15 protein-coding genes and 1 tRNA gene are annotated in these 16,754 nt (G+C 69.2%); 7 read left to right on the forward strand and 9 right to left on the reverse strand.

The genetic code is table 11. The annotated features are described in order from the left end of the window. Positions 1–7: 7 nt before the first annotated feature. Positions 8–1,681 carry an ABC transporter substrate-binding protein gene (locus tag IE250_RS03430; protein ID WP_189667831.1) on the reverse strand — a complete coding sequence of 558 codons (1,674 nt, stop codon included), beginning with the start codon at positions 1,679–1,681 and terminating at the stop codon, positions 8–10. A gap of 104 nt (positions 1,682–1,785) precedes the next feature. On the opposite strand from IE250_RS03430, the gene IE250_RS03435 reads away from it, so the two are divergent. The 3 genes from IE250_RS03435 (at position 1,786) to IE250_RS03445 (ending at position 3,828) form a co-directional block, all read left to right on the forward strand. Next, positions 1,786–2,451 carry a TetR/AcrR family transcriptional regulator gene (locus IE250_RS03435; protein WP_189667832.1) on the forward strand — a complete coding sequence of 222 codons (666 nt, stop codon included), beginning with the start codon at positions 1,786–1,788 and terminating at the stop codon, positions 2,449–2,451. Positions 2,452–2,567: 116 nt separating this feature from the next. Continuing rightward, positions 2,568–3,053, forward strand: a complete 486-nt coding sequence (def, locus tag IE250_RS03440) for a peptide deformylase (protein ID WP_189667833.1) — start codon at positions 2,568–2,570, stop codon at positions 3,051–3,053. Positions 3,054–3,330: 277 nt separating this feature from the next. Then, on the forward strand, positions 3,331–3,828 hold the full coding sequence (locus IE250_RS03445) for a DUF3145 domain-containing protein (RefSeq protein ID WP_189667834.1): 498 nt from the start codon (positions 3,331–3,333) through the stop codon (positions 3,826–3,828). Between the two features lie 30 nt (positions 3,829–3,858). On the opposite strand, the gene IE250_RS03450 is transcribed toward IE250_RS03445, so the two are convergent. The 5 genes from IE250_RS03450 to IE250_RS03470 form a co-directional block, all read right to left on the reverse strand. After that, positions 3,859–4,779 carry an HTTM domain-containing protein gene (locus IE250_RS03450; RefSeq protein WP_189667835.1) on the reverse strand — a complete coding sequence of 307 codons (921 nt, stop codon included), beginning with the start codon at positions 4,777–4,779 and terminating at the stop codon, positions 3,859–3,861. Further along, positions 4,776–5,684 (reverse strand): DUF5819 family protein, encoded by a 909-nt coding sequence (locus tag IE250_RS03455; RefSeq protein WP_189667836.1) that lies wholly within the window; start codon positions 5,682–5,684, stop codon positions 4,776–4,778. Before IE250_RS03455 ends, IE250_RS03450 begins: the two co-directional genes overlap by 4 nt. Before the next feature lie 55 nt (positions 5,685–5,739). Continuing rightward, positions 5,740–6,279: a potassium channel family protein gene (locus IE250_RS03460; RefSeq protein WP_229872099.1), complete on the reverse strand. Its 540-nt coding sequence runs from the start codon at positions 6,277–6,279 to the stop codon at positions 5,740–5,742. Positions 6,280–6,436: 157 nt separating this feature from the next. Beyond that, on the reverse strand, positions 6,437–7,675 hold the full coding sequence (locus IE250_RS03465; protein WP_189667838.1) for an RtcB family protein: 1,239 nt from the start codon (positions 7,673–7,675) through the stop codon (positions 6,437–6,439). Positions 7,676–7,774: 99 nt separating this feature from the next. Further along, the gene (locus tag IE250_RS03470; RefSeq protein ID WP_189667839.1) at positions 7,775–9,373 is read right to left on the reverse strand and encodes an MFS transporter; all 1,599 of its coding nucleotides are present in this window, start codon (positions 9,371–9,373) and stop codon (positions 7,775–7,777) included. Between the two features lie 214 nt (positions 9,374–9,587). On the opposite strand from IE250_RS03470, the gene IE250_RS03475 reads away from it, so the two are divergent. From IE250_RS03475 to IE250_RS03490, 4 genes are all read left to right on the forward strand, one after another. Further along, a tRNA-Ile gene (locus IE250_RS03475) sits at positions 9,588–9,664 on the forward strand. A 416-nt stretch (positions 9,665–10,080) separates the two neighbouring features. Beyond that, positions 10,081–10,653: an RNA polymerase sigma factor gene (locus tag IE250_RS03480; protein ID WP_189667840.1), complete on the forward strand. Its 573-nt coding sequence runs from the start codon at positions 10,081–10,083 to the stop codon at positions 10,651–10,653. Between the two features lie 113 nt (positions 10,654–10,766). Next, a complete protein-coding gene (locus IE250_RS03485) occupies positions 10,767–11,297 on the forward strand; it encodes a hypothetical protein (protein WP_189667841.1) in 531 nt (176 codons plus the stop codon). Between the two features lie 75 nt (positions 11,298–11,372). Continuing rightward, on the forward strand, positions 11,373–11,585 hold the full coding sequence (locus tag IE250_RS03490; protein ID WP_189667842.1) for a hypothetical protein: 213 nt from the start codon (positions 11,373–11,375) through the stop codon (positions 11,583–11,585). A gap of 239 nt (positions 11,586–11,824) precedes the next feature. On the opposite strand, the gene IE250_RS03495 is transcribed toward IE250_RS03490, so the two are convergent. From IE250_RS03495 to IE250_RS03505, 3 genes are all read right to left on the reverse strand, one after another. Beyond that, positions 11,825–14,884 carry a right-handed parallel beta-helix repeat-containing protein gene (locus IE250_RS03495; protein ID WP_229872100.1) on the reverse strand — a complete coding sequence of 1,020 codons (3,060 nt, stop codon included), beginning with the start codon at positions 14,882–14,884 and terminating at the stop codon, positions 11,825–11,827. Positions 14,885–15,289: 405 nt separating this feature from the next. Beyond that, positions 15,290–15,439 (reverse strand): hypothetical protein, encoded by a 150-nt coding sequence (locus IE250_RS03500; RefSeq protein WP_189667844.1) that lies wholly within the window; start codon positions 15,437–15,439, stop codon positions 15,290–15,292. Positions 15,440–15,578: 139 nt separating this feature from the next. Beyond that, positions 15,579–16,700 carry a M15 family metallopeptidase gene (locus IE250_RS03505; protein WP_189667845.1) on the reverse strand — a complete coding sequence of 374 codons (1,122 nt, stop codon included), beginning with the start codon at positions 16,698–16,700 and terminating at the stop codon, positions 15,579–15,581. Positions 16,701–16,754: the final 54 nt, after the last annotated feature.

Genomic DNA, 16,754 nt, shown 5'->3' on the forward strand with positions numbered 1-16,754 from the left:
ACTACCCTCATCCGTCCGCAGGCTCGAGGTTCATGACGATCTGGGCGGCCTGCGGCCCAAACGGCTGCGGCTGGTTGTACGGGTCGTCCTCCGACGGCCAGCCCACGTAGCTCTGCGTGGAGTACTGGGCGGTCGCGGGGCGCGACCAGATCGCGATCGCGGGCACCTCCTCGACGAACACCCTCTGGACGGTGTCCATGGCGGCCTTGCGGGCTGCGTCGTCGGTGCTGCCGGCGAACTCGGCGAGCGCCGCGGTCACCTCGTCGTTCTGGAAGCGGCCGTAGTTCCAGCTCGCCGGCTCGCCGAGCGGCTTGTAGTGGGCGCCGTCCATGATGTTCGAGTACATGTCCCACGGGGTGGCCCCGCCGTCGGTCCAGTGCAGGCTGGCCTGGAAGCTGCCCGGCGGGATGATGTCGGCAAACCAGCCGTCCTGGTTGACGGGGTCGACAGTGGCCGTGGCGCCGAGCTCGGCAGCGGCATTCTTGATCAGGTCGAGTGCGGTCAGGTAGTCGTTCCAGCCGGCAGGGTTGACCAGCTCGAACGTGACGGGCTCGCCGTCGGGGTCGACGAGGGTCTCGCCGTCCCACGTGTAGCCGGCGTCCTCGAGGAGCGCGCGGGCGCCCTCGACGTCGACCTCGTACTCGGCGTTGGCGTACTCGGCGGAGAGAAATGCCTCGCCGGCGGGCAGGGGCAGGCCCGTGACGCTGGTCAGTGCCGGGTTCACGTCCGACGTGGCGATCTGCACCAGCTCGGCGCGGTCGACCACCATGTTGAGCGCCTGCCGGAACGCCTTGTCGTCGAACGGCTTCGTCTCGTTGTTCAGGTAGAGCACGTCGATGCCGAGGCCCGCGGCCGCGTACTGGTGGTAGTGCTCCGGGTCCTGCGCGAGGTAGACGTTCTGGTAGTCCGCGATGAATGTCCAGCCCCACTGCACCTCACCGGTGGTCAGGGCGGTGGTAAGGGCGTTGTTGTCGTTGTAGGACGAGTACCGGATCGTGGGGACCTGCGGCTCGCCGCCCCAGTAGTCCTCGCGGGCGACGACGGTGGCGGCCTGCGGTGTCCACGACTCGAGCGTGTACGGGCCGGTGCCGACGGGCTCGGTGTTCGCAAAGGTCGCCGGGTCGTCGACGTCCTTCCACACGTGCTCGGGCACGATCAGCAGCTTGTACAGCCTGGACTGGTTGACGAACTGCGGCGCGGAGAAGGTGACGGTGACGGACGAGCCGTCCGTGGAGACGTCGCTGTACGGCAGGGCGGCGGTGTTCAGGCCCTCGGACTCCATTCGAAGCCGGATCGAGAACTCGATGTCCTCGGCGGTGAACTCCTCGCCGTCGGACCAGGTGACGCCCTCGCGGGGCGTGATCACCGCTTCGGTGAAGTCCTCGTTCCACTCCACGCTGTCGGCGAGCCAGGGTGTGGGGTCGTCGGACGGGCGGGCGTCGTTGACCATCATGAGCGGCTCGTAGATGACGAACGCGTAGCCGAGCGACAGCGCGGACGAACCGGTTGCGAACGGGCTCTGGTTCTCCGTCTGCACGCCGTTCGGCATGCCGACGGTGAGCACGTCGCCCTCGCCTCCCCCGCCGGTGGGAGCGGTACCACCCGCAGGGCCGCAGGCCGCGGCGAGCAGCGCCACGGCAACGGCGACCGCCGCCAAGCCAGAGTGCTTGCGAATTCTCATGATGTGCCTCCTTGCACGGTCCCGGCCTCGCGGGACGACTTGGAGGATCTAACCACACATACTTACCGGTTAGTAAGGGCCAGATCTACGTCTAGGGTTGCCGCATGACGGACGCACAGACTCGGACACGGACCCCGCGCCCCTCGCGCGCAGAGCGGCGCGAGGAGATCCTCAGCGCGGCGACCCGCGTCTTCGGCTCGAAGGGCTACCACGCGAGCTCGCTCGTCGACGTCGCCGAGCAGGTCGGGATCACCCATGCCGGGGTGCTCCACCACTTCGGCAGCAAGGACAAGCTCCTGCTGGCGGTCCTCGAGTACCGCCACCGCATCGACATCGAGCACCTCGAGGGCAAGCCCGGCGGGCTCGACCTCTTCAGGCACCTCGTGAACCTCAACATCGAGCGGCGCGGCATCGTGCAGGCCTACGCCGTGCTCACCGGCGAGTCCGTCACCGACGGGCACCCGGCCGCGCCGTGGGTCAGGAACCGCTTCGCGACCCTGCGCGCCGACATCGCCCAGGCGCTGCGCGAGATCGTCGACGCCGAGGTCGCGGCCGCGCGCGAAGCCGGCGAGGACGCCGAGCCCGTCGGGATCGGCGACGCCGAGCTCGACCGTGCTGCCAGCGCCGTCATCGGCGCCATGGACGGCCTGCAGGTGCAGTGGCTTCTCGACCCAGCGGCCGTCGACCTCGCCGAGACGACCGCCTTCGCGATCGAGGCGATCCTGGCGGCCACGCTCGCCGGAGCGAGGCGCCCGCGGCCGCTGGACTGACCACCGCGGCGCGGCCCGCCATGCCAAAGGCGTGCCCACGCGGTTCGTGGCGAACCCTGCCGGAGTGCGGCCTGTCGGGTCCGACCCCCCTCGTTCTGACATGGAAGAATGCCCGCATGGCAATGCGTGAGATCCGTGTGGTTCCCGACCCAGTGCTGCGCACCCCGTGCGACACCGTGACGACTATCGACGACCGAGTCCGCGGTCTCGTCGCCGATCTGGTAGACACGGTGGACGACGAAGGGCGTGCCGGACTGGCCGCCAATCAGATCGGTGTGTCCCTGCGGGCCTTCTCGTGGAACATCGAGGGCGACATCGGCTACGTGCTGAACCCCCGCATCGTCGAGCTGGGCGAGGAGCAGCAGGACGGCGGCGAGGGCTGCCTGTCCGTGCCGGGACTCTGGTACTCGACGGTGCGCGCGAACTACGCGCGGGTCGAGGGCATCAACCTCGACGGCGAGCCCATCACCGTGGAGGGCACCGGGATCATGGCCCGCTGCCTCCAGCACGAGTGCGACCACCTCGACGGGACGGTCTACCTCGACCGCCTCCAGAAGGAGACGCGGCGCGCGGCGATGCGGGAGCTTCGCGCGCGCCTGTGAGGCTCGGCCTAGGGCGTTTAGTACACATCCGGCCTATGGGATGAATCTCAAGAAACTCCTAAGAGGCACTAGTGGCGCTACGCCCTTTTAGGCAAGAATGTGCCGCAAGGAACTTGTCGCACGCCCTGCTTCTTTCGACGTCTGTGCACCTTTCGCCTCGCATGTCACCCGCGAATCGTGCAGGATGTGGTCCGAAGCACCGCTGTGCAGCCGACCACAGCGTCACCGCCCGGGTGAGGACGTAGGGGAAGACGTACCTCGACCCAGGGAGGAAGACATGGCCGGTGTCACCACGCGGGGTGTGCTTTTCGTGCACTCTGCGCCTCGTGCCCTGTGCCCCCACATCGAGTGGGCCGCGGGGAACGTACTCGGCGTGCGCGTTTCCATGGACTGGACCCCGCAGCCCGCAGGACGTGGCCTGTACCGCGCCGAATACTCCTGGCAGGGCCCGCAGGGCACGGGCGCCAAGGTGGCGTCCGCTCTCCGCGGGTGGTCGCACCTGCGTTACGAGGTCACCGAGGACGCGAGCAACGGCGCCGACGGCGCTCGCTGGTCGCACACCCCCGACCTCGGCATCTTCCACGCCATGACCGACGTGCACGGCAACGTCGTGGTCCAGGAGGACCGGGTGCGTGCCGCCCTCGAGCTCGCCGACCCGCGCGCGATGAGGGACGCGCTCGACCTCGCCCTGGGTGCCGCCTGGGACGACGAGCTCGAGCCGTTCCGGTACGCCGGGCTCGGCGCGCCGGTGCGCTGGCTGCACCAGGTGGGCTGATCACCCCGGTTCGCCGAAGTAGTCAAGCGGTCACCTCGCCACTTGACTGCTTCGGCGGGCCCAGGTCGCGTCCCGGAGGAACACGCAGTCGCCCGCCATCATGAACAGCGAGAAGAACGGCAGCCCCATGATCACGCCGATGCCGGCGTGCATGACGAGCGCCCCGGCCACGCCGGCCACCCGCAGGTGCCGCTGCAGCAGCAGGAGCGGGAAGGCCAGCTGCAGCACGATCGTCCCCCACGTCACCGCGGCCACGAGCCATCCGCTGCCCGCGACGAGGTCGGCCAGCGGCGGCCACGGCCGAAACTGCGGCAGCATCAGCGGGTAGTACACGGCCGATCCGTCGCGCCACTGGGCACCCTGCAGCTTGAACAGCCCAGACAGCACGTAGGCCAGGCAGATCTGCGCTCCCACCGCCAGCACGGCGGCGTTGTGGAGCAGGTTGCGCACCTGGGTTCGCTCGGGTTGCAGCAGGGCCGACGCCGGTAGCGGTGCCGCCCCTCGTGCCGACGCGCCGCTCACGCTCCCCCGGCGTCGGGCATCGAGCGACCAGCGGGCCGACGTGTCGGCGAAGCTTAGGTAGACCAGCAGGATCCGCGAGATGTTGTCGCCCTGGTCGGCGATCAGGGGATTCACGGCGGTCAGCCCCGTCCAGCCGCACAGCAGCAGCGGCAGCGTCCACCGGACCCGCCAGCCCACGGCGACCAGCACGGCCACCAGGAGCAGCGCGATGCAGCCCACCGTGAGCAGCGGGCCGCTGGTGAGCGCATGCCCGCCGATCGTCGTCGTCCAGCGGGCTCCGGCGCCCCAGAGGGCGTGGCGCGCCGGGAAGTTCACCGCCACGTAGCCGGCGATGCCCAGGCCGAACACGATGCGCATCAGCGCGACGCCGTAGGTCGCGTGGGCGGATGCCGTCATCCAGCGCACCCCGGCGTCCAGCAGCCGGCTCACTGGACGTCCCCGCCGGGCGCGGTCTCGGTGCGCAGCGCATCCCAGGTGGCGCGGAACGCGGCGTCGTCCTGTCCGGCTACGACGACAGGCGGCCGGGCTCCGAGGACCAGCTCGGTGGGCTCCGGCCGCTCGCCGGCACCGTACGGCGCGACGGCGCGGCGCACGATGCTCGCCTGGACGTACACGGGGTCGTGGCCGGCCGCGGCCGGTCCGTCCGCGCGCAGCACCTGCGTCGCGTAGGCGGCCAGGGCCCGGTCCTCGCCGAGGTACTGGTCGACGGCGTCCGGCGTGGCCCCGGCGTCGAGCAGCGCGGTGCGCAGGCCGGGCCAGGGATTGGCGTCGGCCGCTGTGCCAGCCTCCCGGCTCCGCAGGCTCGTGGGCGACGCCAGGACGACGGCCCGTGCCTCTTCGGACAGCGCGAGGTAGGCGTTGCGGGTGTCGGATGCCAGACGGCGGGACGGGCGTTCGGTCGCCGCCGGGAGCAGGTGTCCGGTCAGCGCCCGGACCTCGACCGCCGTGGTGTCGATCCAGGGCCCGGGCACGAGGCCGCCGTCGGGCCCGCCGGGGTACACGCCACGCACGAGCAGGGTGTACTCCACGTGCAGGGGCGAGGGGGCAAAGATCGACCAGTTCTGGGCGAAGACCGGGGTCATATAGGTCTCCAGGGCACGATGCGCGGCGGTGGCGGGTCCCCGGCCGGGAGGCGCGTCATCGTCCGGCAGGCCGGTCACGTACCCCGGTGCCGCCCATAGGAATGTCGCTGTGAGGTGCGCGGCCAGGAGCGCCCAGACCGCGAGTACGAGGCCGCGGACGCGCCGGGAGACGGCGGGTGCCCGATACGTCGGCTCGTCTGCCGGCCCGCATGGAAGGGGGCGGGCACCCTCGCCGCCCTGTGCGCTGCTCACCGCGCACAGGTTGCCAGAGGCACCGGTCCCGTTCCAGCCCGTGCCGCTCCAGGATTCAGCCGGTCCGGCCCTTCTTGACCGCGCCGAAGATCACCCGGATCCCGAGGCCGAGGATGATGAGGTCCAGCAGCACCTGCCCGGCGACCAGCAGCCTGACTGCCTCCGATCGAGGCGCGATGTCGCCGAAACCGACCGTGGCGAACGTGGTGATGGTGAAGTACAGGGCATCGGACCGGGAGAGCGGCTCGCTGAACGTCGTCGGCGCCTGGTTGCTCAGGATGAAGTAGGTCGACGCGAACAGAAGGATGAAGAACGGGACGAGCGTCGCCAAGGCCTGCATCGCTCGGATGGCGGGAGCCCTGGACCGGACGATGGCACGGACTTCCCAGATCGCCGTCGCCGCGAGCGCCGTGAGGCCGAGGATCAGTGCGGTCGCCAGGAACGACACCGAACCGCGCGAAAGGGGCAGCAGGTAGTAGAGCACCACCAGGAACACCGAGATCGCCCCGGAACGCAGCAGGCCGAACGTGATCATCGTCCAACCAGGCCTCGTGCCGGGACCGGCGTCGTCCCGCTGCGGATCGCGTGCTTGCACGTCGGGCACCTCCTGAACCTGGACCCACTCTGATCCTCGAGGTCCGCGACGTCCACCGCAGTCCCGGACGCGAGGGTCCGGACGGTGCCGCTGCCGGCGCGACCACCCGTCGTCGCGGGTGGTCGCGCCTCGCGCAGACCGCGGTAGCCCGCGGCGGTCAGCCCTTGACGCAGAGCACCGTCCGCAGGCGGGCCACGACCTCGACGAGGTCGGACTGCGCCGCGATCACCGCGTCCAGGTCCTTGTACGCGCCCGGGATCTCGTCGAGCACGCCGTGGTCCTTGCGGCACTCGACGCCCTCGGTCTGGGCGGCGAGGTCCTCTACCGTGAACTCCTTCTTGGCCCGGGTCCGGGACATCCGCCGGCCCGCGCCGTGGGACGCGGACCAGTACGACGCCGGGTTGCCCAGGCCGCGCACCACGTAGGAGCCCGTGCCCATCGACCCGGGGATGAGGCCCAGGTCGCCCAGGCCGGCCCGGATAGCACCCTTGCGGGTGACGATCAGCTCCGCGCCGTCGACCTGCTCGCGCGCCACGTAGTTGTGGTGCACGTTCACGCCCTCGTCGAAGGTGAGCGCGCGGCCGCCGTCGGACATCGCCGTGAACTCGTCACGGACCGCCTGGACGGCGAGCGCCATCATGACCGCCCGCGAGCGGGCCGCGTACTCCTGCGCCCACCAGAGGTCGTTGAGGTACGCGTCCATCTCGGGCGTGCCGGCGAGGAACACTGCGAGCTCCCGGTCCACGAGGCCTACGTTGTGCTCGAGGCGCTTCGCGATGCCGACGTGGTGCTCAGCGAGCTCCTTGCCGATGTTGCGCGACCCGGAGTGGAGCTGGAGCCACACCTGGTCATCCGAATCCAGACATACCTCTACAAAATGGTTTCCCCCACCCAGCGAACCGAGCTGCTTGCGCGCCCGGGTCTCCAGCTGCCGCACCTTCGGGTTCAGCGTCTCGAACCGGTCCCAGAACGCCTGCTCGCCGCGCAGCCGCTCCTGGCCTCCCGAGCCCTTCACGGGTCGCAGGCGGCGCAGGTCCACCTGCTCGTCGTGGGAGTTGAACCCGACCGGGATCGCAGCCTCGATGCGCGCACGGAGGCGCGAGAGGTCGTCCGGCAAGTCGGCCGCGGTGAGCGAGGTGCGGACGCCGATCATGCCGCACCCGATGTCGACGCCCACGGCGTTCGGGGAGACCGCGTCACGCATCGCGATGACCGAGCCGACGGTCGCACCCTTGCCGAGGTGGACGTCCGGCATGACATGCACACCCTCGACCCAGGGCAGGGCCGAGATGTTTCGCAGCTGGTTCAGCGCGGCGTGGTCCACGTCGTGCTCGTGCGCCCACATGAGGGTCTGGGCCCGGGCGCCCGACAGGGCGACCGGGAAGTTCGACGACATGGGAGTGCTCCAGGTCTTTGAGGGGAATGGCTCGCAGAACCTAAGTGCCGACGGCGAGCGCGCGCCAGGCATTTCGCGGACCGCCCGGGCCGAGCGAGGTCAGCCGAGCTCTGTCCCGTCGAGCGAGGACGACGGCTTGTAGTCGGGCAGTCGCATCATGCGGAAGGAGTTGACGAGTCCGACGAGGCCGGCGAGCAGCGGTACCAGCAGGGCAACCTGCAGCGAGCGGTTGCGGGAGTCGTCGTTGATGGCCAGTACCTCGGCCTCGACTGCCGGGGGCTGGCCCGTGATCTGCTCTGCGAGCTGGGTGTTGCTCATGACCTCGGCGTCGGCCTCGAGCGCGGCGGCGATCTGCTGCTGCTGGGCGAGGGGGATGATCGAGCTGTCCTCGGTCAGCTGGTTGAAGTTGAGCACGAGGGCGGCCAGCAAGATACCTCCCGACATGGCGAGGCCGAAGGAGAGGCCGAAGGAACCGGCAGCCGAGTTGACGCCGGCGGCCTCGCTGACCCGTTCCTCCTCGACGGGGGCGAGGGTGTAGTTGTTGAGCTGCGAGACGAGCAGGCCGAGTCCGCAGCCTGCGACGGCGAGCGGGAGCACGAGGTACCAGCCGCTGTCCACGCGGGAGACGAACGGGATGATGACGGCGATCCCGAGGCTGGCCAGCAGGAACCCGGCGCGGATGATCGCGGCCGGACGCCGGCGTCCGGCCCTCTTGCCCGCCACGACCGCGGCCGCGAACATCGTCAGCGAGAGCGGGGTCAGGGCCAGACCCGCCTGGAGGGCGTTGTACTCGAGGGTCATCTGCAGGAACAGCGGCAGGGCGATCATGGCCCCACCGAGCGTGATCTGCTGGAGCATCTGACCTGTGACCCCGGTGGTGAAGCTGGGATGGCGGAACAGGTCGGGATCAAGCAGGGGGACCTTGTGCGCACGCGCACGTCGTTTGAGCCACCAGGCGAGGGCCACCAGCGCCACGACCCCGACCACGATGAGCAGGCCGACGAGCTCACCGCCCTCCTGCCAGACCAGGATCCCGAGCACCACGCCGCCCATGCCGACGACGGACAGGATCGCGCCGACGACGTCGACCTGGCGGGAGCCGGTGTAGGGGACTTCGCGCACCAGTCTGATCTGGCTCAGGACGACGGCGATGATGAGCGCCTCCAGCGCGAACCCGACCCGCCACGACAGGTAGGTCGTGACGAACCCGCCCAGCAGCGGGCCGATCGCGGCAGCGATGGCGGCCGCCGCGCCGACCAGCGCGTATGCCTGTTTCTGGGCCGCACCGGCGAAGTTGCCATGGATCAGTGACTGCATCGCCGGCAGGAGCAACGAGGCCCCGAGCCCGCCGATGACGGCCCAGAAGACGACGATCGCCGTGAGGCTCTGCGCGAGCGTCATGGCCACCGCCCCCGTCGCGTACGCCAGCAACCCGAGGACGTAGGCGCGCTTGCGACCGATCAGATCGCCCACCTTGCTGTTGATCAGGATGAACGCCGCCGAGACCAGCGCTTCGAGCGCGATGGCGGACTGCACGCCTCCGGCCGTGGTGTCCAGGTCCGTGATGACCGCAGAGATCGACACGTTCATCAACGAGGTGTCGACCACGAGCACAAACATCGCTGCCGCCAGCAGCAGCATGAGCCGTCGGCTCTTCGCGCCGCCAGGCTCGGTTCCTTCGCCCGGTCCGGTACTCATGTCGCCCGCCTCGGCTCTCGCGGGGGGGTCTGTAGCACCCTGCGGGTGCCGGCCCGCCGCTCACTTTCGAGCGTACCGAGGCGGACGGCGTCAGTCGCCCCGAGCGTCCTGAAGTCGACGTCGTCGCTAGTGCGCCCTGGACGTGCCCACGCGGGCCGCACCTACGCTGACCGGCTGAGGCAGTAGGATCCTTGCGCGGCATGGTGCCGCGCACGCCCCGTTAGCTCAGCTGGTCAGAGCAGGAGACTCATAATCTCTCGGTCACAGGTTCAAGTCCTGTACGGGGCACCAGAGGCCCGGAATCCCGCCGATTCCGGGCCTCTCTCTGCTTCCGTTACACGGTGCCGACCCAGCGGAAACCCAGCGCTATCACACCCAGCATGGACACTGTCTCGGCGCTTCACCCGGGGTTCCACCGAATAGGGACACCTCAGTGTGAGGCTGGACCAGCGCGGGCAAGCTAGCGAGCAGCCGAGGCCAGCGAGCCCGAGGCGACGCGATGGCCACGGAACAAGATCTCGAAGGACGCGACAGCACTGCACTGAGGTTTTCTCGCCTCGTTGTTGAGTGAGGGGATCGTTCTCGGATGGTAGACGGGACGTCAGCGGCAGCGTCGCTGCTGGAGCACTATCTCAGTGCCCAATATCTCTGCGGGCCGAGTGTGCGGACGATGACAGATCGCGGACCGAGCCGGACAGAAGAGAGACATGACAGCTGCCGAACCACGGGAGGACGACCGCCGGGCGCACTTCACACGCCTGGCGGCGCTCGTTCACGAACCGATACATCGATACGCCATGCGCCGGGTCGATCCGTCTGACGTTGACGACATCGTCGCCGAGACCCTGTTGGTTCTGTGGAGACGGCTCGATGACGTCCCCGCCGAGGCGGAGCTGCCGTGGTGCTACAACGTGGCACGCAACTGCGTGGCAAACCTGCGGCGATCAGCCCATCGCCGCGTGCGCCTGACATTGCGGCTGGCGGACGAGCTGCATGTGACACCTGATCGCGACGGGTCGGCAGCGGAGAGTGGGCAGGGCGTGGATGCCGCGCTCGCGTCGCTGCCCGCCAAGGAACGGGAGGTTGTCATGCTGTGGGCCTGGGAAGGTCTGGCGCCCCGGGAGATTGCCGTTGCCCTGGGAACGAGTGCGAATGCGGTGAGCCTGCGTTTGTCGCGGGCCAAACGACGGATGAAGTCGTATCTCGCGTCTCATGGCGCGCGACAGGATCTGGCCAGTGCGGGACAGGAAGTACGTGTGAGCGAGAAGGAGGCCCGATGAGCCGGATGAATGACGATGAGCTAAGGGCCGCCCTGTCCCGCCGCGACCCCGCGGCCGGCCAACCGGTCGACGCCGCGTCCAGCCCGCAGGCCCGAGCCCTTTGGGAGCGAACCATGAGCACCCCCGTTGACCACCACCGCACCCCTACGACGGTCCCCGTCACCCGTGCCGCCGTTCCGAGCCGGCCGCGCCGTCGGGTGGTGTTCGCCCTCGCCGCAGCCGTCCTCGTGACCAGCGGAGTGGGAACGACGATTGCGCTTGGGCCCCTGGCCCCGGAACGGACTCCCCAGGCAGCCCAGGTGATGACGTTGCAGCTGCCGGACGGGAGCCTCGCCCCGGCGTGCGCGGAGTTCGAGCTCGCGTTCCTGCAGGGGATGCCGGTGGCGTTCCAGGGCGAGGTCGTCGACGTCGGCGACACCAGCGCGGTCCTGAAGGTTGACCGCTGGTTCCGCGGCGGTCAGGACGACGTCACCACAGTGCGCGTGTCCAAGCCTGGCCCCGAGATGTCGGAGGGCGTGGAGATGACCCAGGGAAAGACCTACCTGGTCTCCGCGCAGGACGGGTTCGTCAACAGCTGCGGCTACACCGGCGAGCTGACCCCCGACCTCCTCGCGTCCTTCGAAGAGGCATTCGGCACACGCTGACGACACAGCGACAATCACGACCGCCCGTCCATACCCGTACGACGGCATGGACGGGCGGTCCACGCAGGGTCGCTCATGGGTGAGGTCTGCGGGCGCCGCGTGCGCCGGGCGACGCTAAAGCTGTTGGTCGTCGCCTTGGTCTCGGCGGTACTCCTGTTCGGTAGCGCAGCGCTCCTGAGCACGCTGGGCGACGCGTTCCTCATGGACTGGTCGAGCATGTCCCTGACACTCCTGCCCGGCTGGCTGCTCGCTGGCGCCGGACCCCGGTTCTGGTGGTGGGTCGCCTAGCTGGACGCCGCCGCCGCTGAGCTCGACGCCGAGCCGGACTCCTCCGTGGGACCTCTCCCTTAGCAGGCCGACAGCGGAGGGACTGACCGCGAGCGGCGGCCACCGGTAGGGGCACCGAAACGGGTGGTGTCCCGGGGGAATGCAGCGCCGCACGCCCCCAGGACACCGCTCAAGACAGTCAGTTCATCCGCACCTCCCTACCCGGCATGGTTTGGCGATGTGCCCCCCGGCCGGATCGGTCACAGGTTGACGGTGGTTCCCCCGATCGTCACCACCAGGCGACCGTCGGAGGCGAAGGACCAGGCCAGGGACCCGGAGTATTGCGCGCACCGGGAGCCGTTGGAGCCGGACCACCACTGGTTCCCGCCGGCGTCGTTGCCGATGATCCGGTCGGACGACCCGCTGTTGCAGGAGGTGTTGTTGCGGAACGTCGAGGTGCCGGCGTCGAAGTTGAAGTTGCGCTCGGTGTTGCCGATGCTCAGGTTGTTCTCGATGGTCATCGACCCGGGGTTGCTGTTGTAGGTGAACCCGTGCTTGCCGTTGTCGAAGGCGATGCTGCGCTTCACGATGTGGTTGACCCCGATGCCCTCGCCGCCGAGCTTGTAGCCGTTGCGGTCGCCGTTCCCGGCCTGGGAGCCGTCCGACAGGGTCCCGTTCTCGTACGAGAGCGAGTCCTCGATGGTCACCGTTCCGATCGGGCCGGTGTCGGGCTTGGTGTACAGGTCCCAGCCGTCGTCGATGTTGTTGTGGGACACCGTGTACCGGAAGACGTTCCCCGGACCCACCGTGAGCTTCGGCGCGAACCCGTCGGCGTCCTCGCCGTCGGAATCGACGTTGTCGTGCGACTCCGACGACAGGATGAGGTTGTTCGAGGGCCAGTCGCTGCTGGGCGCCCCTGCGGTGTAGCGGGAGAGCTGCAGGCCGCTGTCGTTGTTGTGCCGGGTCACCACCCGTTCGATGATGTTGTTGTCCCCGCCGAGGAGGATCCCGTTGTCGCCGGCGTGCTCGACGACGATGCCGCGCAGGTGCCACCAGTCGCCGCCGATGGCGATCCCGCGGTTGGCCGGGTCCTCGCTCTGCGCCGAGAAGTTCACCACCGGCCGCTCACCGGGGTACGCGAACAGCTCCGTGCGGTTGCCCGAGGTGCCGTTGTTGCCCGGCTCGATGTTCACCGTCTGCGAGAGGTTGTAGGTCCCCCCGCGCATGTAGATCGTCCCGCCGGACGCGATCCGGTCGATCGCCGCGGTCAGCGTCGTCGGGTTCGCCTGTGTCCCCGCGGCGCCGTCGGTCCCGCCGGGCGCAACGTACAGCGCGTCCCCGGTAGGCGGCTCGGTGGTCCCGCCGGTCGGGGATTCGAGGTAGTCGATGTTCGGCAGGCCGCCCGAGTTGGTCGCGACGAGCCGGACGGTGTTGGTGCCCGAGCTCAGCTGGGCCGTCAGGGACTTCGTGGACCAGGTGTTCCACGCCCCGGTGGGCTCGAACGAGACCGACTGGACCCTCGTGCCGTTGACGATCAGGTCCGCGGTGCGCGCCGAGGTGCCGCCGTTGGCGAACCCGACCGTGAGGGTGGCGGTGCCGGCGGTCGCGCCGCCGATGCTGAACTGCAGTGCCGCGCCGGACGCGTTGGTGGAGTTGCAGAACCCGCTGCCGGAGTAGCCGGAGTGGTTGGAGTCGATGGTGCCGTCGCAGGTCGCCGCCGACGACTCGGCCTCGATCCGCTGCACCGCGGCGGCAGCCAGTGGCTCCATGGTCCCTGCGGCGGACGAAGAGGTGGCAGCGGTGGCCGACGACGACGAACCGGCGTAGGTCTCGAACTCGGCGATACGCGGTGTTGCGGTGGAGCTGAGGATCTCGAAGTTGATCTTGCTCATCGAGGTCGCCGGGAAGCTGACGACCTTTGCCCCGCTGCCCGTCGCCAGGACGGCGCCGTTGTCGTTGTTGACGACCCGCCACGAACCGATGTTGCCGACGGCGCCGGCAGCCTCACGGATGTTGATCGACGACACCGTGGTGGCCGTTGCCCACTTGATCGACACGCGGCCGGTCGAGCCCGCCGGCGACCAGTAGGTGCTGGTGTTGCCGTCCAGCACGCTGCCGTAGCTCGTCCCGTCGGCCTTGCTGGAGCCGTCGGCGCCCGCGCCGAGGCTCAGGTTGGTGCCGGTCGGCGGGTTCGTCGGCGTGGGGGTCGGAGTCGGGGTCGGGGTCGGTGTCGGGGTCGGGTTGGTCGGCGTGCAGCTGCCGTCCGACACCTGGTTGCCCTTGTTGGCACCCGCCGTCTGGCTGACGACCGCCGGCACGCAGCTCGCCCCGTCCAGCGTGAACGAGTACGGGATGCTCACCGAGGTGTTCGACGTCGGGTTGGGGCCGGCCGGGTTGTAGTCACTGCTGCGGCCCGACCACGTCACGTTGTCGTAGACGTTGCCGGCGACCTGCCAGTAGCCGGCCTGGTCCGTGTAGAACGTGCCGAGCACGTCCTTCGAGTCCTTGAAGTAGTTGTTGTCCACCCTCGCCTTGGCACCGGCCCGCGAGTTGATGCCGGACTCGACTATGCCCACGTAGTGGTTGTTGTAGACGTGGGCCGTGCCGCCGCGCAGAAGCGGCACGCGGGAATTGAGGTTCTGGTACAGGTTGTGGTGGTACGTAATGAAGCTGTTCGTCAGGTCGGTCTCGCTGGAGCCGACCAGCCCGCCGCGTTCGGAGTTGCGCAGGGTGCTGTAGGACAGGGTCACGTACTTGGTGTCGTTCTTCATGTCGAAGAGGCCGTCGTACCCCTCCGCCTCGCCGCCCGAGGCCAGCAGGCTGACGTGGTCCACCCAGACGTTGCGGACACCGCTCTCCATGCCGATGGCGTCGCCGCCGTTGGAGATGGGCGAGCCCGACTTCTTCACGTTCTGCACGGTCACGTTCTGGATGATGATGTTGCTGGACTCGCGGATGTGGATGCCGATCTGGTCGAAGACCGCACCGCTGCCGACGCCGACGAGCGTGACGTTGCTGATCTGCTTGAGCTCGATCACGCCCGAAGCTGTGCTGCAGCCCGGTCCCGAGACCTGGCTCGTGTTGCCGTGGTTGATGGTCCCCGTGACCTCGATGATGATCGGGGTGCTCTTGGTGGCGCGGTTGCACAGGGCCGTGTGGATGCCGGTTCCGGTCGTGGCCCGTACCGTCTGCCCGCCGGCGCCGCCCGTGGTCCCGCCGTTCTGCGTGGCGAACCCCGTCACCGGGCCGGTGGCTGCCGCGGCGTCGGGAGCGGACTGGGCAGTCACTCCGATCGTGACTGCGAGGGTTACCGCAGCCACCGCCGAGAGGATCTGGACAGCTCTTGGTCGTCTCATCGTTTTGCCTCACGTTCGTCGTTGAATGCGGGACATTGCTGTGCTGCGTTCCGTACTGTCTCGGCGGACGATCCGCCGCACCGGTCTCACCCGGGGTTCCCGGCATTGCCGGCTGCATCGATACGCAACTTGTCGCCGGCGGCATCACCGAGCGCCTCCGCCCCGGCGCTGGAGCGAGACACCCAGATGAAAAGCAGGACCGCGGGTAACCGGTTTCCCGGATCCTAGTAACCGGTTTCTCAGATGGCAAGCCCTATACCCCTCGACCTGATGTAGTGGTGCCACGTGCTACGGCCGGCGGGTCGGACAGACCAACAGGGCACGCAGCTTGCGCTGCGTGCCCTGGAAGTCAACGGGGTCCGTTACAAGCTAGGCCCGGCTGCGGCCGACGAGGCCGAGGATCAGGCTGACTACGAGGACGATCACGCCGATCCAGATGAGGAACTGACCAATGTTGGTGGCTACCCCCAGAATTACGAGGGCCACGCCGACCAGGACGAGAATGAGCCACGTAGGCACGACTGTCTCCTTCTTCGGTCGCGGCGCTCGGTCGCGCCGCGCTACCTTCGACACTCTCCCCGTCGGCTCCCACTCGCATGTCGAGACGGACTTACCTCGCGTTCGGCACGGGTCGCCTCCAGCGGCGATGGTGGCGCGTCTAGCTCGCGCGCGCCAGCACCGACTCCCAGTGCCACGGCTCCGGCACGCGCCCGTCCGGCTCGGCGAACGCCGGGTGCACCCAGCCGTGGGCCTTGGCGTGGGTCTTGAGCCAGTTGTACTGCTCGGTGCCGAACGTCTCCACGCCGCCCCCGATGTCGACCGCGAGCCCGAGGCCGTGGTTGGAGCAGCCGGGCGGGGCGGCGATCGGCGACGACGGGTTGTACAGCGCCTTCTGCTCGTCGTACGTGCGGTAGGACGAGTTGATGGTCAGGTGCTCGCCGAACACCTTGCTGTACGCGGCGTCGAGCGCGATCAGCCCGTCGAGCACGTCGGCCCGAACGAGGTTCGTGGGCGACCACGGGATCGGGGCCAGCTCCGACTTCGGCACGGCGCCGCTGTCCGGGTCCCACACCTGGTCCGGTGCGGGGCAGGTGACCGCGTCCTGTGCGTCGTACAGCGCCTGCGTCGCCACGGTGACCACCGAGCGGTTGGCGCTCAGGTCGAGTGCGGCCTGTTCCAGCTCGGCCAGGTCGGTACCGCTGAGGCTGCTGTTCGCGGCGACGTCGACAGCGGTCACCGTGTCCAGGGCCGCCCGTAGCCGGGCCCGGACGGCGGCGTCGGCCCCCTTGCCCTTCGTGGCGGCGTAGACCTCCTCGCCGAGGTTCCCGGCGGTCGCCAAGCCTTTGCGCGCGGTCGTGACCTCGCTGCGGGCGAACTCCACCATCGAGGCCTGGACGGCGTCCGACGCCGCCCCGAGGGACGCCCGTACGTCCGCCTTCCCGATCGTCAGCCGCGTGAGGATCGGCTCGGCCAGCAGCGAGTCGACCTCGCCGATCTGCGCGGAGAGGGCGACGCGGGTCGTCTGCTCGGCCACCTTCCCGTCGGAGGACGCCAGCAGCTCCGTGGCCACGGCGTTCTGTGCGGCGAGATCGTCCGTCTCCGACACGAGACGCCAGGCGAGCCCGCCCGCGCCCATCGCGAGGACGACCACGAGCGTCGCGACCACGACCGCCCGGGTAGTGCGCCGACGACGGCGCTTCTCCTCGCGTCGCTCTCTTGCCGTACTGCCGGCCTTCACGTCCGACGGCTCGGCGGGACGTGCAGCGTTGGTCAAGGTCACGTGGCCAAAACCTACGGCACCCAGCCGATCTCCGCTGACCGATCCGCGGGTGAT

Origin of the sequence: Promicromonospora soli, assembly GCF_014653785.1 — a bacterium.
Lineage (GTDB): Bacteria > Actinomycetota > Actinomycetes > Actinomycetales > Cellulomonadaceae > Promicromonospora > Promicromonospora soli.